22 protein-coding genes, 2 tRNA genes and 1 rRNA gene are annotated in these 24,216 nt (G+C 43.8%); 4 read left to right on the top strand and 21 right to left on the bottom strand.

Features of this window, described 5'->3' with window-relative positions; genetic code table 11:
• Positions 1-25 precede the first annotated feature (25 nt).
• The 5 genes from ACQE26_RS01140 to gutB all read right to left on the bottom strand — a co-directional run bounded on the left by ACQE26_RS01140 (position 26) and on the right by gutB (position 4,952).
• A complete protein-coding gene (locus tag ACQE26_RS01140; protein WP_500470425.1) occupies positions 26-712 on the bottom strand; it encodes a PspA/IM30 family protein in 687 nt (228 codons plus the stop codon).
• A 115-nt stretch (positions 713-827) separates the two neighbouring features.
• Complete coding sequence (locus ACQE26_RS01145) at positions 828-1,145, bottom strand: DUF4306 domain-containing protein (RefSeq protein WP_500470426.1); 318 nt, start codon at positions 1,143-1,145, stop codon at positions 828-830.
• A 231-nt stretch (positions 1,146-1,376) separates the two neighbouring features.
• On the bottom strand, positions 1,377-2,339 hold the full coding sequence (locus ACQE26_RS01150) for a carbohydrate kinase family protein (protein ID WP_500470427.1): 963 nt from the start codon (positions 2,337-2,339) through the stop codon (positions 1,377-1,379).
• Between the two features lie 101 nt (positions 2,340-2,440).
• The gene (locus ACQE26_RS01155; RefSeq protein WP_500470428.1) at positions 2,441-3,817 is read right to left on the bottom strand and encodes a glycoside-pentoside-hexuronide (GPH):cation symporter; all 1,377 of its coding nucleotides are present in this window, start codon (positions 3,815-3,817) and stop codon (positions 2,441-2,443) included.
• 73 nt (positions 3,818-3,890) lie between these two features.
• A complete protein-coding gene (gene gutB, locus ACQE26_RS01160; RefSeq protein ID WP_500470430.1) occupies positions 3,891-4,952 on the bottom strand; it encodes a sorbitol dehydrogenase in 1,062 nt (353 codons plus the stop codon).
• A 200-nt stretch (positions 4,953-5,152) separates the two neighbouring features.
• Between gutB and ACQE26_RS01165 the strand changes: the two genes are divergently transcribed.
• Positions 5,153-7,630, top strand: coding sequence for an NB-ARC domain-containing protein (locus ACQE26_RS01165; RefSeq protein ID WP_500470431.1), 2,478 nt, complete (start codon positions 5,153-5,155; stop codon positions 7,628-7,630).
• Positions 7,631-7,827: 197 nt separating this feature from the next.
• Here the strand turns inward: ACQE26_RS01165 and ACQE26_RS01170 are convergent, their stop codons facing one another.
• The 4 genes from ACQE26_RS01170 to groES all read right to left on the bottom strand — a co-directional run bounded on the left by ACQE26_RS01170 (position 7,828) and on the right by groES (position 14,464).
• Positions 7,828-8,217, bottom strand: a complete 390-nt coding sequence (locus tag ACQE26_RS01170; RefSeq protein WP_500470432.1) for a hypothetical protein — start codon at positions 8,215-8,217, stop codon at positions 7,828-7,830.
• A 1,597-nt stretch (positions 8,218-9,814) separates the two neighbouring features.
• Positions 9,815-12,130 carry a glycoside hydrolase domain-containing protein gene (locus ACQE26_RS01175; protein ID WP_500470433.1) on the bottom strand — a complete coding sequence of 772 codons (2,316 nt, stop codon included), beginning with the start codon at positions 12,128-12,130 and terminating at the stop codon, positions 9,815-9,817.
• A 373-nt stretch (positions 12,131-12,503) separates the two neighbouring features.
• Positions 12,504-14,138 carry a chaperonin GroEL gene (groL, locus tag ACQE26_RS01180; protein WP_445593919.1) on the bottom strand — a complete coding sequence of 545 codons (1,635 nt, stop codon included), beginning with the start codon at positions 14,136-14,138 and terminating at the stop codon, positions 12,504-12,506.
• 41 nt (positions 14,139-14,179) lie between these two features.
• A complete protein-coding gene (gene groES / locus ACQE26_RS01185; RefSeq protein ID WP_003155970.1) occupies positions 14,180-14,464 on the bottom strand; it encodes a co-chaperone GroES in 285 nt (94 codons plus the stop codon).
• Positions 14,465-14,700: 236 nt separating this feature from the next.
• Here groES and ACQE26_RS01190 point away from each other — a divergent pair, with 236 nt between their 5' ends.
• Entirely contained in the window at positions 14,701-15,435 is a 735-nt protein-coding gene (locus tag ACQE26_RS01190; RefSeq protein WP_060963432.1) for a CPBP family intramembrane glutamic endopeptidase, read from the top strand.
• Positions 15,432-15,623 carry a YdiK family protein gene (locus ACQE26_RS01195; RefSeq protein WP_003155975.1) on the top strand — a complete coding sequence of 64 codons (192 nt, stop codon included), beginning with the start codon at positions 15,432-15,434 and terminating at the stop codon, positions 15,621-15,623. The genes ACQE26_RS01190 and ACQE26_RS01195 overlap by 4 nt, the downstream gene beginning before the upstream one ends.
• 38 nt (positions 15,624-15,661) lie before the next feature.
• On the opposite strand, the gene tatC is transcribed toward ACQE26_RS01195, so the two are convergent.
• The 4 genes from tatC to moaC are packed head-to-tail and all read right to left on the bottom strand — an operon-like array spanning position 15,662 to position 17,775.
• The gene (gene tatC / locus ACQE26_RS01200) at positions 15,662-16,423 is read right to left on the bottom strand and encodes a twin-arginine translocase subunit TatC (RefSeq protein WP_095241917.1); all 762 of its coding nucleotides are present in this window, start codon (positions 16,421-16,423) and stop codon (positions 15,662-15,664) included.
• 6 nt (positions 16,424-16,429) lie between these two features.
• On the bottom strand, positions 16,430-16,600 hold the full coding sequence (gene tatAY / locus ACQE26_RS01205; protein ID WP_003155981.1) for a sec-independent protein translocase protein TatAY: 171 nt from the start codon (positions 16,598-16,600) through the stop codon (positions 16,430-16,432).
• A gap of 18 nt (positions 16,601-16,618) precedes the next feature.
• Positions 16,619-17,266: a redox-sensing transcriptional repressor Rex gene (locus tag ACQE26_RS01210; protein ID WP_060963434.1), complete on the bottom strand. Its 648-nt coding sequence runs from the start codon at positions 17,264-17,266 to the stop codon at positions 16,619-16,621.
• Positions 17,263-17,775 carry a cyclic pyranopterin monophosphate synthase MoaC gene (gene moaC, locus ACQE26_RS01215; protein ID WP_003155986.1) on the bottom strand — a complete coding sequence of 171 codons (513 nt, stop codon included), beginning with the start codon at positions 17,773-17,775 and terminating at the stop codon, positions 17,263-17,265. The genes ACQE26_RS01210 and moaC overlap by 4 nt, the downstream gene beginning before the upstream one ends.
• A 139-nt stretch (positions 17,776-17,914) precedes the next feature.
• On the opposite strand from moaC, the gene ACQE26_RS01220 reads away from it, so the two are divergent.
• Positions 17,915-19,843 carry an ABC-F family ATP-binding cassette domain-containing protein gene (locus ACQE26_RS01220; protein ID WP_500470434.1) on the top strand — a complete coding sequence of 643 codons (1,929 nt, stop codon included), beginning with the start codon at positions 17,915-17,917 and terminating at the stop codon, positions 19,841-19,843.
• A gap of 222 nt (positions 19,844-20,065) precedes the next feature.
• Here the strand turns inward: ACQE26_RS01220 and tsaD are convergent, their stop codons facing one another.
• From tsaD to rrf, 8 genes are all read right to left on the bottom strand, one after another.
• A complete protein-coding gene (gene tsaD / locus ACQE26_RS01225; RefSeq protein ID WP_438421334.1) occupies positions 20,066-21,106 on the bottom strand; it encodes a tRNA (adenosine(37)-N6)-threonylcarbamoyltransferase complex transferase subunit TsaD in 1,041 nt (346 codons plus the stop codon).
• Positions 21,099-21,554 carry a ribosomal protein S18-alanine N-acetyltransferase gene (gene rimI, locus ACQE26_RS01230; RefSeq protein WP_016937067.1) on the bottom strand — a complete coding sequence of 152 codons (456 nt, stop codon included), beginning with the start codon at positions 21,552-21,554 and terminating at the stop codon, positions 21,099-21,101. Before rimI ends, tsaD begins: the two co-directional genes overlap by 8 nt.
• A 10-nt stretch (positions 21,555-21,564) precedes the next feature.
• Positions 21,565-22,254: a tRNA (adenosine(37)-N6)-threonylcarbamoyltransferase complex dimerization subunit type 1 TsaB gene (gene tsaB / locus ACQE26_RS01235; protein ID WP_500470435.1), complete on the bottom strand. Its 690-nt coding sequence runs from the start codon at positions 22,252-22,254 to the stop codon at positions 21,565-21,567.
• Entirely contained in the window at positions 22,235-22,711 is a 477-nt protein-coding gene (gene tsaE / locus ACQE26_RS01240; protein WP_045926870.1) for a tRNA (adenosine(37)-N6)-threonylcarbamoyltransferase complex ATPase subunit type 1 TsaE, read from the bottom strand. Before tsaE ends, tsaB begins: the two co-directional genes overlap by 20 nt.
• 15 nt (positions 22,712-22,726) lie before the next feature.
• Positions 22,727-23,704 (bottom strand): thiamine-phosphate kinase, encoded by a 978-nt coding sequence (gene thiL, locus ACQE26_RS01245; RefSeq protein ID WP_500470436.1) that lies wholly within the window; start codon positions 23,702-23,704, stop codon positions 22,727-22,729.
• A gap of 183 nt (positions 23,705-23,887) precedes the next feature.
• Positions 23,888-23,964 (bottom strand) — tRNA-Asp (locus tag ACQE26_RS01250).
• A gap of 12 nt (positions 23,965-23,976) precedes the next feature.
• Positions 23,977-24,053 (bottom strand) — tRNA-Met (locus ACQE26_RS01255).
• Positions 24,054-24,072: 19 nt separating this feature from the next.
• Positions 24,073-24,188: ribosomal RNA gene (rrf, locus tag ACQE26_RS01260) — 5S ribosomal RNA — on the bottom strand.
• Positions 24,189-24,216 lie beyond the last annotated feature (28 nt).

A 24,216-nucleotide genomic window follows, 5' to 3' on the forward strand; every position in this document is an offset into this window, starting at 1 on the left:
ATCGGACAAAGCTGCAGCCCGCTTTCTATTGGTCTTTACTGAAAAGCATTTTCTGCTTGAGCGCCGCCAGTTCATCATCAACACTGCTTTGATTGCTGTCATATTTAGCCGTCAGCTCGTCAATATCGTCTTTCGGAGACGCGTTCAGCTCCGCCATCGCATTGGCATGATCAAGCGCCCGGTTGACCTTGTCTTCCATTCTGCCGAAAGCGGTCAGCGATTGGTCCGCATTTGACACAGAGGACCCCAGTTTATTCATTCTTTCCTGTGTTTTTGCCACAGACCACTTCGCTTTGATGGCATTTCGCCGCGATTCAAGCTCTCCGATATCAGCAACAAGCTTGTCATGCATTTTGCGCATTTGAGACGCGTTGGAAGAAGCGAGCTGATAAGCCGTTTGCAGCTCAGTCAGTCTTGATTCAACAGCTGCTTTCCTTTCCAAAAATGTCCGCGCATCGGCTTCATTGCCTGCCTGTAAAGCTTTCATCGCGTAGCTTTCCATCTTTTCGGCATCGGCCTGACATTCCGTCAACGCTCTTTTCGCCCGCTGTTCCTCAGCCATGACAGAAGCCGTCTCCGCCTTCACTTTTCCTAAATCACTGTTCAGATTCCGCAAATATTGATCAACCATTTTCTCAGGGTTTTCAGCTTTATCCAGCAACGCATTGATATTACTTGACATAATGTCTTTAAATCTTCCTAAAATACTCATTTTTCATTTTCCTCCTAAAGTTAAATAGTAACAAATTCACAGTTATATATACTGATTTTTTTCGAAAAAAGTTTCAATTTCTCATGAATTTATGTATTTTTATATGAAAATAGTCTCATCGAGCCCGTTTTTGCCGGCGGATATTCTTCATGACCAGATACAGTGAAAACAAAAAATAAATAAACAGCCCGATCATCAATCCGCTCACTAACGGATAATGCTTAGCAGAATACACGAAGAAATCCAGCTGCGATATCTGCTCGGGCCTTGTAATTGTATCCGTCCCATTCAGCAGCTTTGAAAATTTAGCCGTATAATTCCAATCAAACGAATCAGTAACAAGCTCACTCCCCTGATACCAATTCACAGCAGCGAGACAGAAAAAACAAAAAACAGAAAACGCGCATTGCACAATAAGAAAAATATGTTTCATGAACATTCCTCCGCAGTCCAATATTTAAAGACCGTCACCCTGTACATGACGGCAGCAGCAGAAACTTGGTTTTACTCGGGATCTGATAAAAACGTTATTGTATGTACTTCACAATGGTTCAATTTACTGGATATCACTATAGAGTATACCGTATATCGAAAAGGGTTTCAGTCCTAAATAAAAAAGGATGCTTCCCGAAGTCCGATGACTTTCAAGAAACATCCTCCATATTTAAAGTGATACTTCAACCTCTTTTAAGCTCGGCAAAGCATCGATCGCACCGATTTTGGTGCACACGAGCGCTCCTGCCTTATTGGCAAATGAGACAATATCACGCAGCTTCGCAAAATCAGCGGCTGCCGTCTGAATCTCATCAATGCGCGCCAGCTGATACAGCGCCGCGCCGACAAACGCATCTCCCGCTCCCGTTGAATCTATTGATGTCACCTGAATACTCGGAATGATGTCAAGGTCCTTTCCATTTGAAAGAAGGGTTCCGCTTTTTCCGAGTGTCACTGCCACAATGCCGGCCCCGATCTCGTGAAGGATCGCAACACCTTCTTTATGATCCTTCGCACCGCTGATGATCTCAAGCTCCTCGTCACTGACTTTCACAAAATCACTTACGGCAATTGCTTTTTTTGCGGTGTTTATAAACTCTGAAACTCTTCCCTTCCATAAATCCTCCCGGTAGTTAGGATCGAAGGAAACAAACTGTCCATTGTCTTTCGCAATCGACATCAGCCGTAAATAGGCTGAGCAAAACGGATCTGATAACAGTGCTGTCGCTGAGCCGAAATGAAGGATTTTCGCATCGTTGACCCTTTCCTGATCAATATCCTCAAGCGTAAACAAAGCGTCCGCTCCTCTGTTAAACACAAAGTCGCGCTCCCCATTTTGTTTTAATGAAACAAACGCCAGCGTTGTAGGCGCTTTCTCATCCATGACGAGCATAGAGGTATCGACGTGTACGGCGTCTAATGTCTGCTTCAGAAAATACCCGAACGGATCCTTGCCTGTTTTTCCGCTGAAAGCCGCGTCTCCGCCCAGTTTGGCAATCGCTGCCGACACATTCGCCGGTGCCCCGCCGGCACTTTTTAAGAAATTGCGCCCTTCCGTCAAATCGACATCCACATCGGTACAAAAGAAATCAATTAATAATTCTCCAATACAAATAACAGATTGCCTTCCCACATTATCACACTCATTTATCAATTCTCGATTATAGTTTCAGTATAGTGCTTTCTGTCATAAATACAACCGTTTACATTGAATATTTTAAATTTTACATATACTCACCTTGCAGCTCTTTGCTCCAGATCAGACATCATCTGCTGATATTTTTTTTCAGTTAAAGGATAAAAAGAAATAAGAATAATGGACAGCAGAATGAACAATCCCGGAATGAGCGCATTCATATTTTTAATTGCATTCAATGACGATGCCGCCTGTTCGGTATTCGCGGCATACCCGGCGATTCCGAGATAAACGGCCGAAAATGACCCGGCTAACGCAACGCCGAGCTTATTGATAAAACTCATGCTCGATATCACCACGCCATCAGCCCGGACTCCGGTTTTCCATTCCGCATAATCGACACAATCGGCAACCATTCCCCAAGCAAGGGTATTCAAAGGCGTCGTGAAAAATCCAGAAACGAAAAGCCAAAAGAAAATAAGCGGAATCGAGGAATACGATGTAAACTGAAGGCCCGCATAAGAAATCAGCGATAGCGCCGCCGTGATGATCATGACCTGCTTCCGGCCCCGCTTCTCAGCAAAGAAAGGAATAAACAGATTGCTGATCAGCGCCGCTCCGAAAAACAATACGGTTCCTAAAAACACAAATTCCTTATGGCTGACGTTATACGTAAAATAGTACACCATCGTGCTGAGCTTAATATTAAACCCGATCGCAAACGCTAAAAATGAAGAAACCAAAATAAGCAAAGGCTTATTTCTGAACAAAACAGATAACGTTTTTTTCATTCCTTGTTTTTTTCTTTTTTTAGGCTGAATCCGCTCCCGTACAGTAAAGAAACTGAACAGATTCAATGCGATGCTCACCGCCGCATAAATAAGCGCCGTCATCTGGAAACCAAACGCCTGGTCTTTCCCGCCGATGGCGTCCGCAAGCGGTGCCGCACAGGAAATCGATAACAGAATTCCGATATAAACCAAAATCATCCGTGTCGTCGTCAGAACCGTCCGTTCCTCCACGGAATTCGTCATCCGCCCCGTTAAGCTGTTGACCGGGATCGTCTGCATGCTAAAGGACATCCCAAGCAGAATATAGGTGATGTACGCGTATACCATGTTTCCCGTCTCGCCGAAATGAGGGGTCGTGAAGCATAAGAACGTAAATAGCGCAAAAGGAAAAGCCACCCACAGCAGATACGGTCTTGCCTTCCCCCATCTAGTATTCGTCTTGTCTAAAATCACGCCCATAATCGGGTCAAAAATAGCGTCCAGCACCCTTACGATCAGAAACAAAGCTGCAATAACCGCAGGCTTAATGCCGCCGACGTCTGTATAGTAGAATAATAAGTATGCGTTTACAAACTGAAAGATCACATTGTACGACATATCGCCGAATCCGTATCCGATCCGTTCCATCCAGGACAGGCCGCGATGTTTCATCTTTATTGCCGCTGCTTTTTCTGTTTCAATCATCATATCCCACCCCAAGAATCCGTTTTCATTTTTGATAAGCAAGAGGGAGAATGCAAAGATCCTCCCCGTTCACTCAGCGATTTGGATACACCATCACTTTTAAGCATTCATTTTTGTATTGAAAGGCGCGTTCCATCGCCTCTTGCGTCTTCTCAAGCGGATATTGGTCCGTTACAAGGTGCTTCGTGTCCACAATGCCGGAAGCGAGAAATTCAATTCCCTTCGGATACGTATTGGCATAACGGAAGATTCCGTATATATCAATCTCGTTATCCGCAATAAACGGCACATTGAGCGGAATCTCGTTCTGAGAAGGCAAACCGACAATCGCCAGTTTTCCGCCCCGGCGCACGGAAGCCAGTGCGGATTGCAATGCTGCCGGATTCCCCGCTGTTTCCCAGGCAGCATCAACACCTCTGCCATTTGTGATCGTTTTGATTTCTTCACCGGCATCCTGTTCACGGACATTGATGACATGCGTCGCTCCCATTTTCTTCGCGGCTTCTAACCGAAGCGGCTCCAAGTCGGTCACAATAATTGTGCCTGCCCCGTATGCTTTCGCTGCCGCAACAGCCATTAATCCAACAGGCCCCATTCCCATAATTGCAACCGTTGATCCGGGCTGAAGCTTCGTTCTCGCTGCCGCATGAATACCGACAGAGAACGGTTCAATCAAAGCCGCATCTTCATAGGAAAGTGAATCCGGAATCAAAAAAACAAAGTCCTGACGCATTTTGATGTATTGGACAAACGCGCCGTCAATCGGCGGTGTCGCCAAAAACTGTACATCCGGACAAAGATTATAACGCCCCTCCTTGCACGCCTCACAGCGTCCGCATGTGACCCCCGGTTCGACAGCGACCCGATCTCCTATTTTAAATTGATCGACAGACGATCCGACGGCGGCAATTTCTCCCGCGCATTCATGACCGAGGATAAATGGTTTTTCCACTACATAATTGGCGATTCTGCCATTTGTATAGTAATGCAGATCAGATCCGCAAATTCCGACAGCCATCACCTTTATCAATACTTCATCATGATTGATCTCAGGCACGGGCAATGTTTCGATTTTGATTTCTCTCGTGTTATGCATAACCGCCGCTTTCATGTTTTGAGGCACTGTGTGAGTCATTTTGCAAAATCCTTTCTCTGCTCTGAAATGTAAGTGCATACATTTTTGTTTTCTCTGTTACTGCCCCCATTTTATCTGCTTTTCAAGACGTACAACAGCCTTTCCTGCTGTATAAAAGGACAGCGGCACTGTACTTTTTATTTTTTCATATACAAAAAACACTGAATTGATAAAATAGTACTAATAGGAGGTGCAGGCTAATGGCTGAACTTGAAAACCGGGCACAATTTGCAGAACTGCTGGCGCCTGCCGTCAAATCACTGAAACTTCATCCTGATTACAACATCAAAAGGACAAAGAACGTAAAAGCAAGACAGTCTTATATAGACAAAATTGCACTCCGATTAGGCGTATCCTCTAACACGATCAAAAGCTGGATCGGACAGATGGGCGCAAACTACATTCCCGGACGAATTGACGACGGAAAGCTGTTCGGCATGATCTGGATTATTATAGAAAAGACCGACATGGATCCTGAATGGCTGACAGGCCTTCTGGAAAACACCACGATTCCTGTCATTACACCCGCATTGCCCGTTTGGACGGCGTCTTGTCTAAAAAAAGCAAAAATACGCCGGAAAGACGGATCATTCGGAGCACCGACTGATGAAGATGTTGAAAAAGCAGTGAAGCGGCTGTTTCATGACAGACCAAGCCATAAAACGGATGCGCTTACAGAACAGTCCGTCACGCATAACTTACCATCACGTCGGACCGGAAACTTTATCGGCCGCGGCTTTGATATAGAAGCGATCCGGCAATGGATGCTTTCTCCGTCACCGGTCTGTTTAATCACAGGCTGGGCCGGCATGGGAAAAACAACGCTCGCTCTTGAAGCAGCCTGCCTTTGTGCCGGAGGTTCTTCAAATTGGCCGGCATTCAACAGCATCATCTGGATCAGCGCTGACTGGAAAGGATTAAGCTTCAGCGATTTTTTAAACACGATCGCCTATCAGCTCGGACGCACCGAACAAATCGACAAATCCATCAACGAAAAACGGTTCGTCGTCCGCAATGCATTAGCCGCTCATGCAAATGAAAAACCCGTGCTGCTGATCGTTGACGGCATTGATACAGCGGAACGTGACATTCACGAATTTATCATCGGCCTTCCGCAAGGTGTAAAAGTCCTCCTTACAGCACGGGAAAACGTAAAACAGACATATCGGGACGGCCTCGGAGAACTGGCTGCCATCCAGCTGAGCGGTCTTGAACAAACGGATGCCCTTGATTTTTTTCACCAAGAAGTGCACCGCTGTCTGCAAACATGCAATCTCCCGCATAAACGGGAAAAGCTGGAGCATCTGTTGGAGCTATCGCCTGACCTTAAGAATGAATTCGTCTCGGCAGCCGCCGGCAACCCGAAGGTCATGGCACTCAGCATTGCATACATGTCAGACGACGACATCCCCGCTCCCCAGCTCATTCAAGAGCTTAAACAAGCGGGTTACTCATTATTGGAATTGTTTGAGGTTCTCTTTGGCCGCACATGGGACAGATGTCATGAAGACACACGGAAACTATGGCAGACGCTTTGCTTTTTCGCTAAGCCCCCTGACGAAAAAAGCTTGGCTCAAGCGGCCGGATTAGACGCCCGCCGTTTTCATTACGCGATTGAGCAAATGCGGTCATATGCTTTAATACAGCCGGAACGAAGCGAAGGAAGAATTCAATACGCAGCCCATCAAACCGTTGTCGCTTACGGCGAACAGCACTTATCCGAAAATCATGATTTTGCAAAAGAAGCCCGAAGCCGCTGGGCGCATTATTATATGGATTATGCGGAAACCCATATAAAACGGGAACAGCCGAATTCCATCTATTGGAGCTATCTGCTGGGACGGAATTTAGAGCTAATGAAAAAGGAATGGCCGAATATCTTGAAGGTCATCGAATGGTCGGGCGAAACCGGACAACATGACATCCTGATTAAACTCATCATCCGCATCAGCCACTTTCTAAGCAGAATCAGTCTGCCCCTGCGAATCGAATACGGATTAAAAGCCGCCGATGCCGCCCATCAATCAGGCGAACACACACGGGAAGCCTACTTCAGGATCGACACGGCAGGCTGGGCGCTGATGGAAGTCAACGATTCAGACGGAGCTCTCAGGCAAATAGAAGCCGGCCTGAAGATACTCGAACAATCAGGCGCGCCGGATCACGATGACTTAAAAGTATGGGGAACCGCCCTGCAATCGAGGCTGCTGTTAAAAACTGGAGAACCGGACAAAGCGGCAGCAATGCTGGACGGCATCAAAGATCAGCCCGTCTCGCCCATTATCCGGCACAGGGTTCTTCTGGTCCGCGGCGACCTGAGTTTCGCCCGCTCTCACTATGAAGAAGCCATCACATTATACGAAGCGGCAAACACAACCAGCGCCGCATACGGCGGCGAAAAAACGATAGAAGCCTATTTTAACCTGGGCATGGCTTACATCAAGTGTGATCAGCTCGAAAAAGCGGAAAAAGCCTTTGAACAGATGCTCTATGACAAACACAACGCCAATCAAGTTGAACTGATTTACTATCATTACGGAATGGCACAGCTGTTGTACCGAAAAGGAGAAAATACGAAAGCGATAGAAGCTAATCAAAAGGCGATTCGTCTGATTGATTCGTGGGAGCCTGGGATTGGGATTCGGGGTGAGGTGGAGCAAATGGATATTCTCATTTAAAAGACAACTATATTGCGGCTAGCGGTAAGAGCTTTGAAAAACACTCATGACCTTGTTGTTTTTAAAGATAAAAAGGTATCTTTATCAGTACAGTAAATTGATTAAGATACCTTGATTGAAAAATTAATTTTTCACAGAAAACAAATTTCTAAAGTTAAACTTTTTAACAACAAGAGGTTAATACTTATACAGCCGTATTAATGCTGTACTGTAATATAATGTTTTAGTTCACCTGACCAATATCTTCCTCCCCAATCCTGTCCAACTTGCACATCATACTTACCTGCAGGAAGATTTTTCGTTGAAAAACTCACACGAAAATTACGTGAACCAATACTATGCGAAATATCTTTTCTGGCAAATACTTTACCTTTATTATTTAAGATAATTACTGAAAAGCCATTATCTAAATCCCTAGCCAAAGTACCCGTAACCACAATGGAAGTAGCACTTTTCGTATATGTATTAGCATCTGTTTTAAATTTGATTGTACCTTTCGAATCCATAGCTAAGGCTTCTGGCCCACCTGCGAAAATGGCAACTCCCAAAAGTACTGCTGTAAACAGGGTCATTACTAACTTTTTCATCTTTAGAATTCCTCTTTTCTTTTTAATATTTTAAATCCACAATTATAATAACATATTTTCCTAAAAAAAACAGAGGTTTTTCCATATCTTTCTTCCGAGAAATGAATAAGTATGATAGAAATTTATTAATATTAATGCAAATTTAAGATTCTTGTGAAATGAAGCTTAAAATTTGAAGTATCAGATCTATAAAAGCTTTGCCAAGGTGTCCAATAAACCCATATACACGAATAAAAGATTACAAAGTGCTAGACAAATACACTTTTATAAAAAATTTTTTTCAAATCTAGTAGGCGGATGTGAGGATAATTTGTTCGCACGCCTTTTATTTGCATGCTCGAAATAACGAATCAGTTATTATTTCCATCTGCAAAATTGCGTTTTATTTTTTCATAGGATTTTTTTCCTGAAACTTTAAGTGATTTTTCCAACCTCTTCTTTTCTTATGGTTTTCCCATACATGCAGGGTGATGACTTTTCGACGGAGCTTTGATTTTGTGCAGTTCTAAAGCAGGGGGGTATGTGAACACATTTAAGAATTGATCTATATCATCGATAGCCTTTTCGGTCAGTTATTGTGTATGTGAATTTTTGTTTATCTTTTCGATTGTTTTCTTGTGCATTTACTCTTGTTGGACATTGGCTTTAAAATATGTGAAGACACGTTCGGCCAATATATTATGAATAATGGCCTGAAGTACAATTTTATCAAAAACATCTTGTAAGTTGGTTGTATTTCATAAAGTTAGTGCATTTCTTCCAGTTTATAGTGAGTTGTGCAGAATATTATATCGTTGATATTCAACCCAAGAAACCATGTGTTACGCACTATTAAATAATAAATTTTATCTTTAGAACTGTCTATCTAAACGGATACCACGAAGATATCCGTGAATATCATTTAATGAAATCAGCAGATTCCTTTATTTCACGATATTAGGGTTTAACTTATTTATGATGAAAAAGATTTATGTATTAATCAATTTTTTAAAACAGTGAACCTCTTTGTACGATTCGCTTAGACAAATCAAATTCAGCTTATGCTGAAAAGAAATTCTTGTGTTTAATATTAAAAAAGAAACCTGCCTTTGAAGTCTGCTATTTTCACAAAATGGATATTCCATTGGGAAATAAAAGGACTGTCGAGTTTTTTAGAGCTTAGTCTTACTTTTAGTAATCTTTCATAGCTTCGGCATACTTCTTAAATCTAGTATGGTTATACATAATGGTTACTTCCCCACTAAACCCGCCATCAAAAGGCCTGCTACGATCAATAATAAGAATAAAAGAATACAGAGTGCCAGGATAAAAATAGAAAGATACTTAGCAATCCCTTTAGGGGCTTTTAATGCTAGAAGCCCCCCCACAACTATCCCTAGAATTCCAAGCGCCCAATGGATATGGGGTAGAAAACACAATGTGAATAACAGCATGATAAGTGACACTATCCCTAAATATTTCCTCATGTTTCCCCCTTTCTCTTTCCTTCCATAAAATCAAAAAGAAAATTGAACTTATAATTTGTTGTATCTTCTTAAGATCTTAAAATATAGAGTACCATATTTTTCGAAATGTATGGTACTCTACTCTAAATTTTCTATTCACTTGCTACAAGGTCTAATATTTTATCAGCAAAAGCATTTGCAATCATTTCTCCCTCTTCTTCCGTATAATAAGGGACTTCCATTTGCATTGAACCCCTTAGGGCTACCCTTGCCGCTGTAATATCAGGATTATCTCCAATCATAATATTACTCGCATTCAGTCTCAAATTATTTTCATTACTATTAAATTTATTTTTATAAAACAGCTTATATCTTGAGAAAACAAGACTATCATAATACTCTTGAACTGCATTTAAAATTGGCTTAGTGTTGTTATTTAATAAGATCTGTGCGATGTTAATAGCATCGATATCTCCAAGAAAATCAGAATTATCAAAGTTACCGGCCATTGTTTTTGTACCGATTAGGTCGTAAGCAGCTTGATATGTTCTTGTTTCAATATCGCCGCTATACTTATCTCTATATTTATATACATCTGCAGCAACAGTAAATAAATCACCACCCCACCCTGCTAAATCTTGCTGTGTAGTTCCAACTAATGGAAGATTCGCATACAATAGAGCAGATAATGTAGCCATAAGATGAGGAAAATCAATAACTTCAGATTTTGAAACAGGATCAGTTGCATAGACAAAACTATTTTCCCCTACAGCATTAATCACATACTCTTCAAAGTCTTTATCAAATTGGCCAGAAGTTAATGTCCATATTAAAGATTCATATCTTTTGCGACGATAATAGTTGGTTGTAAGCTTATTCGCTTGATTAATATCATTGTTTGTATATTGAAGTCCTAAAAGTTGAATTTCATATAATTGCTTGTATAGCTCTTGATTGAGATCAGTTGAGAAATCAAGACTTGAAGCCCCCTTATCAAGTCCCGACTTAATATTATTGTCTATTTCAATTTTACTGTCTCCTGAACCAACACTAATAGTTGAAATTTGATCGAATGCCCAATTCTTCGGCAATGGATAGCCTAAATTTGCACTAAATCCCGTGGACATATCACTTACAAAACTGGTTGTTGCCCAACCTTTCTCCGATACTTGACTGCAAACATTCCGAGCTCCATATATTCCAACTTTATAACGGTTCCCCAGATATTTCATTTGTTCATTGATACCCTTAAAGTGTGGAAGAATTTTGTTAGTTATATCATCTCCTAAAGCGTCAAAATCCACGGCGAAATATATTGTTGTTCCATTTTTAAATCCATAATTTTTGGCAGCTGTAAAAGCATCTTGAGCATCTCTTTTCCCTTGAGCTTCACTGAAATGTCTTGAATTGTTCCCATAAGTTTGATATATCGGAAAAACAGTTAAACCAGCATTAAAAATAGTTTTTAATTCGCCAGGTTTTATTTTTTTCTCCAATCCTCCTGGAATGTCTACAAGATAACGACCAATACTTTCATAGCCTGCATTCTTTAAAGCTTTAGCTCTAGCAGGCGTAACTTCTGTTATACAATCACAAGCTGTACCCTTGCGATTAGGATCTCCTTTACTCTGCAACAAAGAGAGCCAAGTTTGTTTTCCTGTAACTCCATCGGATGGCAACTTAACAAACTGTTGGAATTCACTAACTACATTTTTTAATAGTGTACTGTACTGTCCATTGAATTCTCCTGGATTGAAATCATTTACATATAATGCATATTGAAGGAGCTTAACAAAGTTTGCATTAGTACTCCCTATGCTAAGAGTTGGTAAAAGGTTGGTCGTAGAAGGCCCTATTGATCCCGTTTGTAGAGAGGGAGCAATTCCCTCTTCTGTTTGAATACCGTATATTAAAGCTTTATTAGTCCCTCTTTGGTAGTAACCATCACAGGGCTGGACTCCAGATGTTTTGTAATATTTTGAATTGAGATCTCTTTGCATTTCTCTAATTCTAGAATTACCACCTGATGTGAGCACATAAGCATCCATAGTTAAAAATGCTTTAAATATATAGGAATAAACTTTCCCATCACGAATAGGCAGTCCCGCATCAGTTTGTAATTTAATTACTGCAGCTTTAGTCCCTTCTCCAAAAGTTCCTGTAAATCCAGTTGGATTGTAACCTTTACAATACATTGCTCCTTGAAGAATTAGTACAATTCTTTTTCCTTTGTCATCAGTAGGAACACGCCCAATTTCCATTTCTCCCCATGATTTGTAAGCCACTTCAGTTCCTGGTCCAAAATTATCAGCAGGTGTAGAGATTCCAAGTTCAATTTGCAAAGCCCTAGTTAAAGCATACATCGTGGACCAACCAGTTTTCCCACTTTCAGGGGCTGGAACGAAGCCAGGCTTTCCAGAGTAAGCAGCATTTACCCATAGTTGTACTTTCTGAATCATTTCATCCATTATGATCACCTCTTTTATAGTATTCATATCTAGGTGGCAAGCGTATGACAAGGAAACCCTTCACAGTTGAGAAGGGTTTCATCATACTATGGCAAAATTCATCAATAGGCTTTTTTTGCATTAAAATACTTATAAATGAAAAATTAAGACATTTTAAATTAATACATGCAATTATTGAAAAAGGTAAGCGGAGTCAACAATAAAATATATACCTACTTTTCACCTTATAAATAAAAAAGGATGCTTCCTCTAAAGTCCCAGCAGACTTTTGGAAGCATCCTCAATAAATGTTATCTTTTTGCTGTTTTTTCAGCAGATTGGGGTGATAATAAACGGTCAAACCCTTGTTATATCAAGGGTTTTCACCGTTTAATTACATCATTCCGCCCATACCGCCCATGCCGCCCATGTCAGGCATTCCTGCACCGCCGGCGTTTTCTTCCGGTTTGTCAGCGACAACAGCTTCAGTTGTTAAGAACATTGCTGCTACAGACGCTGCGTTTTGCAGAGCAGAACGTGTAACTTTTGTCGGGTCAACGATACCTTTTTCGATCATGTTTACCCATTCGCCAGTTGCAGCGTTGAAGCCTACGCCGATTTCTTCGTTTTTGAGGCGCTCAACGATGACAGATCCTTCAAGACCAGCGTTGTGCGCGATTTGACGGATCGGCTCTTCAAGCGCGCGAAGCACGATGTTGATACCTGTTTGCGCATCGCCTTCTGCTTCAACTGCAGCGACTTTGTTGTATACGTTGACAAGCGCTGTACCACCGCCGGAAACGATGCCTTCTTCAACAGCTGCGCGAGTTGAGTTGAGGGCGTCTTCGATGCGAAGTTTACGCTCTTTCAGCTCAGTTTCAGTCGCAGCGCCGACTTTGATGACAGCTACGCCGCCGGCAAGTTTCGCAAGACGCTCTTGTAATTTTTCTCTGTCGAATTCAGAAGTTGTTTCTTCCACTTGAGCGCGGATTTGGTTAACGCGTGCAGCGATTTTTTCAGTATCGCCGGCGCCTTCTACGATTGTTGTGTTTTCTTTCGTTACCACAACTTTAGAAGCGCGTCCCAATTGTCCGATTTCAGTAGATTTCAGGTCAAGACCTAAATCTTCTGTGATCACTTCTCCGCCTGTAAGAACAGAGATGTCTTCAAGCATTGCTTTACGGCGGTCACCGAAGCCAGGAGCTTTAACGGCAACAGCGTTGAATGTGCCGCGAAGTTTGTTGACAACGAGTGTAGCAAGAGCTTCACCTTCAACATCTTCAGCGATCAGAAGCAATGGTTTGCCTTGCTGTACAACTTGCTCAAGCACAGGAAGGATTTCTTGGATGTTTGTGATTTTTTTGTCTGTGATTAAGATGTAAGGATTATCAAGAACCGCTTCCATCTTATCAGAGTCAGTCACCATGTAAGGAGATGCATATCCGCGGTCGAATTGCATACCTTCCACAACTTCAAGCTCAGTGGTGAAGCCTTTAGACTCTTCGATTGTGATGACGCCATCGTTTCCTACGCGCTCCATTGCTTCAGCGATAAGGCTTCCGACTTCCTCATCAGCAGCAGAGATCGCAGCAACCTGAGCGATAGACTCTTTGCCTTCGATCGGCTTAGAAATTTCTTTTAAGTTTTCGATTGCAACGGTTACGGCTTGTTCCATACCTTTACGCACGCCGACAGGGTTAGCTCCCGCAGTTACGTTTTTCAGGCCTTCACGGATCATAGCCTGCGCAAGAACTGTTGCAGTCGTTGTACCGTCACCGGCAACGTCGTTTGTTTTGCTGGCTACTTCAGCTACAAGCTTCGCACCCATGTTTTCAAACGCGTCTTCAAGTTCAATTTCTTTTGCGATTGTTACACCGTCATTTGTAATTAATGGAGAACCGAATTTTTTCTCCAGAACCACGTTGCGTCCTTTTGGCCCTAAAGTTACTTTTACAGCGTCAGCAAGCGCATCGACACCGCGAAGCATAGCGCGGCGTGCTTCTTCACTAAACTTAATATCTTTTGCCATGTTAACGAAACCTCCTCGAATTTTTAAAAGTATTTATTTGCTTAGCCGATAACAGCTAAAATGTCGCTTTCACGTAAGATTAAGTATTCAGTACCTTCGTATTTCACTTCAGTACCGGCGTATTTTGAGAAGATAATGCGGTCGCCCTCTTTTACTTCTAAAGCAACGCGCTCTCCGCTTTCCAACACGCGACCTGAACCGGCTGCCACGATTTTGCCTTCTTGCGGCTTTTCTTTTGCAGAATCCGGTAATACGATTCCGCTGGCAGTTTTTTCTTCAGATTCTACGAGTTCAATGACAACGCGATCACCTAATGGCTTTAACAATGTAATAACCTCCTCAATAGTATGAATATGTAATTTTAGCACTCAGCTCTAAAGAGTGCTAACACAATTATTATAATAAAGAATCTCACTTCCAATTTCAAGTCATAAGAATAAAAAATTTTCACGCTTACATCATTCTCTCTTACACTGATTTTCTCCTTTTTTCACGTCTGGTTCACTTGTGTTACAATAAGAACAAATAAGTTGATTTTATAGGATAAAGGAGTACATATCATTTGAGAAAACAGTATTGGTATATCATTTTGACATACGTTATCATGCAGCTTTCCGCATTGATCGGCATTCCTTTAATGTACAAATTCGGCTATGCGGGCGGGCATCCTACGAATGCGAATCTCACCATGGCTCAGGGGATTTATTCCGTCGTAAGCTTTTTTATCTGCCTGATTATCGTTCTCTTGATTTTGAGAACCGCGCCGAAGCAGACATTAAGAAACGGGAAGAAAGCATCCGCCGGCATGTCCGTTCTCTGGGCGGTCGCGGGAATATGGCTCGCTTTATTTTCTCAGGGTATCGCCGGAATGATTGAGCAGTATGTCTTTCACGTGAACAGCGGTTCCGAAAACACGAAAGCCATTCTCAACATTATAAAAGCCATGCCGCTCATGATCATCGTTTCTTCTATCGTCGGGCCGATTCTTGAAGAAATCATTTTCCGGAAGATCATCTTCGGTGTATTATATGAAAAAACGAATTTCTTTTTCGCCGGACTGATCAGTTCCGTCATTTTCGGCATTGTGCATCAGGACCTCACACACCTGCTGCTATATACGGCCATGGGCTTTACCTTTGCGTTCTTGTATGTGCAGACGAAACGGATTATTGTGCCGATATTCGCCCATGTCATGATGAATACCATTGTCGTGGTCATGCAGCTCGGCCCCGCCCAAAAATATATTGAACAGCATAGTGAACAAATGCAATTAATTATTGGAGGATTGTTTGTATGAGGAACCCAATGACTTGGGGCTTGATTTATTTCGCAGTCGGCTGTATCTTTACGTATTTAGCCGCAAGCTCGCCGGGAAGTATGTGGTCTTTTTATTCCATACTGCTGATGGTTTTCGCCGCTTATAATATCAGCATCTCGTTTAAAATGTTCGCTTTCTCATTTAAAGTGAAAAAAAATCAAAAATAAAAGAAAAGCCATTTCTCATCATTGAGAAATGGCTTTTTTTATGCTGATACGTCCTGGTCAGACTCACTGCTGCCGGTCTGCCTTTTCCGGTACGCCGCTTTTGAGATCAGGATACTGATCTCATATAAAATGCAAAGCGGAATCGTAATCATCAAGTGAGACAGCAGCTCAGGCGGCGCAATCATCGCGGCGATCACGAGCAGCACAAAATACGCGTACTTCCTGATCTTCGATAAAAACATCGGCGTGACAACCCCGAGCCTCGTTAAAAACATGATCAGCACCGGCATCTGAAACAGCAGCCCGAACGGAATCGTCAGCTGCAGCAGAAAATGAAAGTACTCGCTGATTCCGATCACTTGGTTGACATCGAGGTCATTCGAGACCCGCTTCATAAAATCAACGACCAGCGGAAATAAAATATAATAAGAAAATGACACACCGCCGACAAACAGCACAATCGAAATCGGAATATAGCTGAGTGTTACTTTGCGCTCCTTCTCATACAGCCCCGGGCTGACAAACGCCCAAATCTGATAGAGAATAATCGGCGAAGTCAAAATGATGCCGATAATAAACGCGAACTGCAAAAAGATAAACAGCGGATCCGTCAGGTTAAAAGCATTAAGGGTGAGCTCTTTTACTTCATCGGCTTTTTGAAGATACACAATGATAGGTTTTGCCAGAAAAAAGCCGGCAATAAAGAAAACCGTAAAGGATAACGCCACAATCAGCAATCGTTTCCGAAGTTCGGCAATATGCTCCACAAGCGTCATTTGATTCACTCTCATACGCGTCATCCTATCTTACTGTTCTTCTTTCTTTTTTTCCTCTTCTTCACCGGCTAATCCCTTAGTGGCGTTCTTAAATTCACGAAGCGTGTCCCCCGCGGCTTTTCCTAACTCGGGAAGCTTCTTCGGACCGAAAATAATCACCGCCACCACACCGATAACAGCCAGGCTTCCAGGACCGATCATGTGCAGCTCCTCCTTTCGTTATTCAATTTCTTCCAAAACAGAATAATGCTTTAAGAAATAAACCAATGATTGAAGCTCTACAGCTAAATCTATATGATGAATTCGAATGTGATCCGGCACATTCAAACGGGCCGGCGTAAAGTTAAGGATTCCCTTGATTCCGAGCGACACGAGCCGATCGGTGATTGACTGCGCGGCAACCGCCGGAACGGTAAGAATCGCCACAGGTTCATCCTTAATGTGAAGTTCTAAATCATTAAGAGCATAGACAGGCACGCCGCCTACCTCAGTTCCTATTTTACTCTGATTCACATCAAAAGCCATAGATATTTTTGTGTTATTATTTTTTGTGAAATTATAGTGAAGAAACGCCGTCCCTAAATTCCCGACACCGATCAAAATGACGTTCGTCGTTTCATCCTGATCCAGTGTTTTTCTGAAAAATGACAGCAGGTAATCCACATTATAGCCGTATCCTTTTTTGCCGAGCGCCCCGAAATAGGAAAAATCCCGGCGGATCGTGGCCGAATCGACTTTTACCGCATCGCTCAGTTCAGCAGATGAAACGCGCTGCTTTCCTGACGCGTGTAAATTCTTTAAAAAGCGGTAATAAAGCGGCAGCCGTTTTGCTGTCGCCTGCGGAATTTTTGATTGATCCTTGTTCATGATTGGTCCTCCACTTTATACTCAGATGCATCTCTTTTAAAATCACCGTTTTTGCCTCCCGTTTTTTCCATGAGGCAGGTCGGGCCGATGACCATTCCTTTATCCAGCGCCTTGCACATGTCATAAACGGTCAAAGCGCAGACTGAAGCGGAAGTTAGCGCTTCCATTTCCACACCTGTACTCCCTTTCGTTTTTACGCTTGCCTGTATATGAAGAACGGCTTCGGAATCCTTTTCCTCCCAGCCGAATGAAATGTCGACGCTGCTTAAAGAAAGCGGGTGGCACATCGGGATAATCGCTGAGGTCTGCTTTGCAGCCATGATTCCGGCCACCTGTGCGACAGCCAGTACGTCTCCTTTTCCGATCTCGCGGTTTTTGATTCTGCTGTACACGTCATGCTTCATGTGTACGCTGGATATCGCAGCGGCAGTACGGACTGTTGAAGATTTATCGCTTATATCCACCATGCGGGCACGGCCTTCTTCATTAAAATGAGAAAATCCATTCATATTTAAACTCTCCTTACTTCTGATCATACACTATTTTCTCCCTGATGTCTTATCCTATAATGTTCCAATTCTGATGTATTGTTTGCTGACAGCAGGTTGATAAGCTACACTTAACTTATTATAACAGAGGTGAAATAATATGATGATCTTACAAATTAATCAGCTGTCCAAATCTTTTGGCGCTGATCCTATTTTAAACAATATAAAGCTTGAAGTCAGATCTCGGGATCGCATCGCCATTGTAGGCAGAAACGGAGCCGGCAAATCAACTCTCCTTAAAATTATCGCAGGTCACCTTTCATATGAAAAGGGTGAATTAATCAAACCGAAAGAATTAACGATGGGATATCTTGCCCAGCACACAGGCTTGGAATCCCAGCTTACCATAAAAGAAGAACTGCTGAGTGTTTTTGATTTCCTGAAAGCAATGGAAAAAGAAATGCGTTCTATTGAAGAAAAGATGGCTACGGCCGCCCCCGCGGAGCTTGAGACACTGATGAAAACCTATGACAGGCTTCAGCAGGACTTCAAGGATAAAGGCGGCTATCAGTATGAAGCGGACGTCCGTTCTATCCTTCACGGCCTCGGTTTCGGAAAATTTGACGATTCCGTGAAAGTGCAAAGCCTGAGCGGCGGTCAGAAAACAAGACTTGCACTCGGCAAGCTTTTGCTGACCCAGCCTGATCTGCTTATTTTGGATGAACCGACGAACCATCTCGACATCGACACGCTTACATGGCTTGAGCATTATTTACAGGGATATTCAGGCGCCATCCTGATTGTCTCCCACGACAGATACTTTCTTGATAAAGTCGTCAGCCAAGTGTACGAGGTCTCACGGACAGAAAGCAAAAAATACCTCGGCAACTACAGCGCCTATTTAGAACAAAAAGCTGAGCAGTATGAGAAAGACCTGAAGCTGTATGAAAAACAGCAGGACGAAATCGCCAAGCTCCAAGATTTTGTCGACCGCAATCTGGCCAGAGCATCAACAACAAAAAGAGCCCAAAGCAGACGAAAGCAGCTTGAACGGATGGACGTCATGGCAAAGCCGCTCGGTGATGAAAAATCAGCCGCCTTCCGTTTTGACATTACAAAACAGAGCGGAAACGACGTCCTTCGCGTACAGGATGTTTCCATCAGCTATGACGGCCAGCCGCCGCTTTTGAAAAACCTGACCTTCGGCATTACAAGAGGGGAAAGCGCCGCCCTCGTCGGACCGAACGGGATCGGCAAGTCAACCCTGCTGAAAGCCATTAACAATACGCTCAGTCCGAAATCCGGGTCGATCACGTACGGTTCCAATGTCACAATCGGCTATTATGATCAGGAGCAGGCCGAACTGACCTCATCCAAACGCGTTTTGGACGAGCTGTGGGATGAATATCCGGACATGCCGGAAAAAGAGATCAGGACATGCCTCGGCAACTTTCTGTTCAGCGGAGACGATGTCCTGAAACCTGTCCGTTCTCTAAGCGGCGGTGAGAAAGCAAGAGTTGCGCTTGCCAAGCTGATGCTGCAAAAAGCAAACTTTCTCATCCTTGATGAACCGACAAACCACCTTGATCTGGACAGTAAAGAAGTGCTGGAAAACGCCCTGATTGACTATCCGGGAACACTGTTATTTGTATCGCATGACCGCTACTTTATTAACAGGATCGCCACAAGGGTGCTGGAGCTGTCTCCGGATCATGCAGAAGAATATTTGGGTGACTATGACTATTACACCGAGAAAAAAGCCCAGCAGCTGGAATTGGAAGAAATGAAACGGCAGGAAAAAGAGCAAGCACAACCTGCCGGCAAGGTAAAACAGGACACGAAAAGAACATACGAGGAAGAAAAAGAATGGAAAAAGAAAGAACGGCAGCGCCTGAGACGCATTGAAGAAATCGAAGCAGCGGTCTCATCCGCCGAAGAGAAAATCAGCGCCAATGAGGAGCTGCTGTGCGACCCTGACGTGTATCAGGATCATGAAAAGGTACAGACCATTCACTCAGAGAACGAAGCTCTGAATCAAGAGCTGGAACGATTATTAGCAGAGTGGGAAGAACTCTCCTCAGAAGAATAGAAAAAGTCAAGCACCTCTTTAAGGGGTGCTTTTTTATCCACAGCTTTTCTCCTTGCCTGCTATTTAAGTAAGCGCTTTATACACACTATCCACAAAATTTTCTGACTTTATCCACTTTACTAACAACTTTTAGATCCTTATCCAGCCTGGATTTCTGAATATATTCACAATCCTGTGGATATGTTAGAATTATCTGTTAATAAATTAAAAAAGCCTCACGTTTTACAACGTGAGACGATCAAAAGATGTTAATTCCAAGCCGGGCTGTCCGTTCATATCATATGAACCCCGGATTCCCTTTTCAAAAGCAACGGTTCCGGCAGCCGCAATCATCGCTGCATTGTCCGTGCATAAAGAAAGCGGCGGGATAACAAGCTCAGGATCTCCCGGATGGCTGAATTCCTGCTGCAGAGCGGCTCTCAGCCCTTTGTTGGCAGCTACGCCTCCCGCAAGCAACACTTGTTTAACCCCGTATTCTTTTGCGGCCTTAGAGGTTTTTGCCGTCAGTACATCAATGACACTCTGCTGAAAGCTTGCGGCAAGATCCTCAGGAGGAATCACCTCATTTTTTTGCGAGGCGTTATGGAGTGTGTTAATCACGGCTGATTTCAGCCCGCTGAAGCTGAAATTGTAAGATCCCTCATCCAGCCACGCACGCGGAAGCGGAATAGAATCTGTTCCCACAGCAGCCAGCTTATCAATCTGCGGCCCTCCCGGATAAGGAAGCCCCATCGTTCTTGCCACTTTGTCGTAAGCTTCGCCTGCGGCATCGTCCAGCGTTTCTCCGATAACCTCGAATGAACCGTGCTCTTCCATATAAACCAATTCCGTATGTCCGCCCGACACAACCAAAGCAAGCGCCGGGAACTGAAGCTCCTCTACCAGTCTGTTTGCATAAATATGGCCCGCAATGTGATGGACGCCGACTAACGGTATTTGATGGGCAAAGCTTAACGCCTTTGCCGCATTGACTCCGATTAACAGGGCTCCGACAAGTCCGGGTCCTTCCGTTACCGCAATCGCATCGAGATCACCAAAGCCCATCTCCGCTTTTAAAAGAGCTTCCTCAATCACTAGGGTAATCTGCTCCACATGATGTCTGGACGCAATTTCAGGCACGACCCCGCCGAACCGTTTATGGCTTTCAATTTGCGAAGCGACTACGTTTGAAACGATTTCTTTACCGTTTTTCACGACTGAAGCCGCTGTTTCATCACAGCTTGTTTCAATTCCTAATACATAAATATCTTGTTTTTCACTCATGTAATGTCACCCACATTAATAACGCATCTTCCCCGTTATCTGTATAGTATTGTTTTCTAATTCCTCCGGCCTGAAGACCGAATTTTTTATATAAGGATTGGGCGGGATGATTCGAGACCCTGACTTCGAGAGAGAGCCTCCTTGCCTTTTTTTCTCTGCACAATTCTACCGCAGCGCGAAACAGAGCTTCTCCCAATGATTGGCCCCGGTATTCCGGCTTAATGGCTATATTCGTAATCTGCGCGTCATCTATAATAATCCAGATTCCGCAATACCCCGCCAGACAGCCGTCCTTTTCAATGACAAGGTAGTGCGCATACGGATTTTCCAAAAGCTCATGATAAAATGAATCCTTCGTCCACGGAGAAGTGAAGGATGCTGTTTCAATTTCATAAATTTGATCAATATCTTCCGGCCGCATGCTTCGAATCGCCGTTTTCGTTTTCATCCCCATCACCCTATTTTTGAGATTCCATCCATTTCGCTTCAGCCTCTGCCAGACGCAAATAATCCGGAACAAGGCTGTGGACATCCGCTTCTTCTTTTTCCAAGCCTAAAAACGCCAGCTCTGACGGCCGCGGATTATGCTGTGCAGCCGTTCCCATCACTGCTTGAGATGTCAGTTCATGCAGAATGGTTTCTTCATGAATGGCTGTATCATGCCCTAAAAATAAAACCGGAGACGCTTTTTCTTTCAGCATGCCGAGCCAATCCGTCAAAAGCACATTCTGATCAGGAAGAACGGATTGTAATCGGCCGTCCTGATATTCATAAAGTCCCGTATACACCTGTCCGCGTCTGGCATCAAATAACGGGCAGATCAGACCTTGAAAATGCCGTCCGTTCGCCGCCATCACCTCAAGGCTCGACACAGCGGAAATCGGAAGCTTCAGCGACCAGGCCAAAGTCTTCGCCAGCGTCACACCGATTCTGACACCAGTGTACGATCCCGGTCCTTTCGCCACCGCTATTTTCGTAAGGTCCTGCGGTGTTAGGCCGCAATCCTCCAGCAATGAATTGACAGCAGGCATCGCCCGCACGGAATGATTCTTTTTTAAATATGTAATATACTCCGCCATCACCGTTTTCTCACGAACGAGCGCGGCACCCAGCGTGTAATTTGACGTATCAATTGCCAGTATTGTCATGTTTATTAATCTCCTCACAAAGCGTTTCATACCGTGTTCCGCAAGCCGTAAAGGTAATGTCCCTTTCCTCATCACCGGCTCTCTTGATGACGATCTGCAGCCGTTCAGCGGGCAGCTGATCCTGAATTAAATGAGCCCATTCAATTAAACAGACGCCTTGTCCTTCAAAATATTCTTCAAGGCCTAAGTCTTCGCTTTCATCCTCCATGCGATACACATCCATATGATATAGAGGAAGCGAACCATCATGGTATTCTTTTATAATTGTAAAGGTCGGGCTGTTTACCACTCTAGTGATCCCCAGTCCTTCGGCAAACCCTTTTGTGAAAGTCGTTTTTCCCGCTCCCAAGTCGCCTTCCAGTGTCAGAATGTCTCCCGGCTTTGCCAATGAAGCGGCAAGCTTGGCTACGGCTTTCGTTTCTTCAGGGTTTTTCGTTCTCCATTGTAATGTCTTCAAAGTGAGTCACCCGTCTTATTTAAAATGATTGTATCCTTTTTTCTCAAGGACGATTTGTCTCTGATCATTGGCTGTCAAAAGAACACTTGCTTCCTTCCGTTCAGTCACCGCTCCAATCTTCGCAATCCGAATGCCTGACTGCGTGCAGTAATCAAGCAAAGAGATCCACTCCTGCTGAGAGACCGTTCCAGCCAATTCATAATCTTCTCCGCCGAATAACACCCATCTCTTCCACTGAGGATCTGCCTCAGGCAAATCCGGATGCACCGGGAGAAGCTGTTCTTCAATTTCTATCGTAACTGAGCTTGACTCAGCTATTTCATGCAGTTCACTGGCCAATCCGTCACTGATATCATTCAGAGCGGCGCGTTGAAGCTGAGAACAGAAGCGGCCGACCTGAACCCTCGGCACGGGCCGTTTATGTTTTTCGATAAAATAATCACCCGTATGAAAAGCAGAAGGAGGTGTTTCTCCTAATAAAAGAGACAGCCCCGCTGCGGAAGAGCCGATTTCTCCCGTAACAAACACAACATCCCCGGGTCTTGCCGAACTTCGCAGACAAGCTCGATTCTTTTCGACTTCTCCGATGACCGTAACGGTAATAACGGCTTGACCAGAAGCGGAAACGGTATCTCCCCCGATCAAATCCATCCGGTATAGTTTCGCCAGTTCCGCCATCCCTTCATACATTGCCTGGACATCAGCTTTCTGCCAGCAGGAGGGAACGGCAAGAGACACCAGATAAAACTTCGGAATGCCTCCCATCGCCGCCACATCACTAATGTTAACAGCGAGCGCCTTATAACCGATATCTTGAGGAGTGGAGTACTCTGATTTAAAATGGACATCCTCCACCATCGTGTCTAAACAGACAATTTGCTGCATATGAGATGACGCTGTATAAACCGCACCATCATCACCGATCCCAACATCGACAGAAGGATGATAATGCGAATGCGGAGTAATACTGTGAATCAAATCAAACTCGTCCATGTTTCTCCCGTCTCCCTTTCTGACGCTCTTGTGAAATACAGCTCTTTCTAGTGTATCGGATTATGTTTCAATATCCAAGACTTTAACGATATAAAAGAAAGCTTGGTTAGAAACCAAGCTGAAAGTATTAAAAGAAAACACAAAAAAAAAACGAAAACATGATCGTTTCGTTTACAATGAAAATGGCGGTCCGGACGGGACTCGAACCCGCGACCTCCTGCGTGACAGGCAGGCATTCTAACCAACTGAACTACCGGACCATTTTTATTTTTTGGTTGCGGGGGCAGGATTTGAACCTGCGACCTTCGGGTTATGAGCCCGACGAGCTACCGAACTGCTCCACCCCGCGATGATAAAATTTTAGAAAAGCTTGGCGGCGTCCTACTCTCACAGGGGGAAACCCCCGACTACCATCGGCGCTGAAGAGCTTAACTTCCGTGTTCGGCATGGGAACGGGTGTGACCTCTTCGCTATCGCCACCAAACCATTGAGAGTGTTCTCTCAAAACTAGA

The organism is Bacillus sp. 5RYD7K (assembly GCF_059831465.1).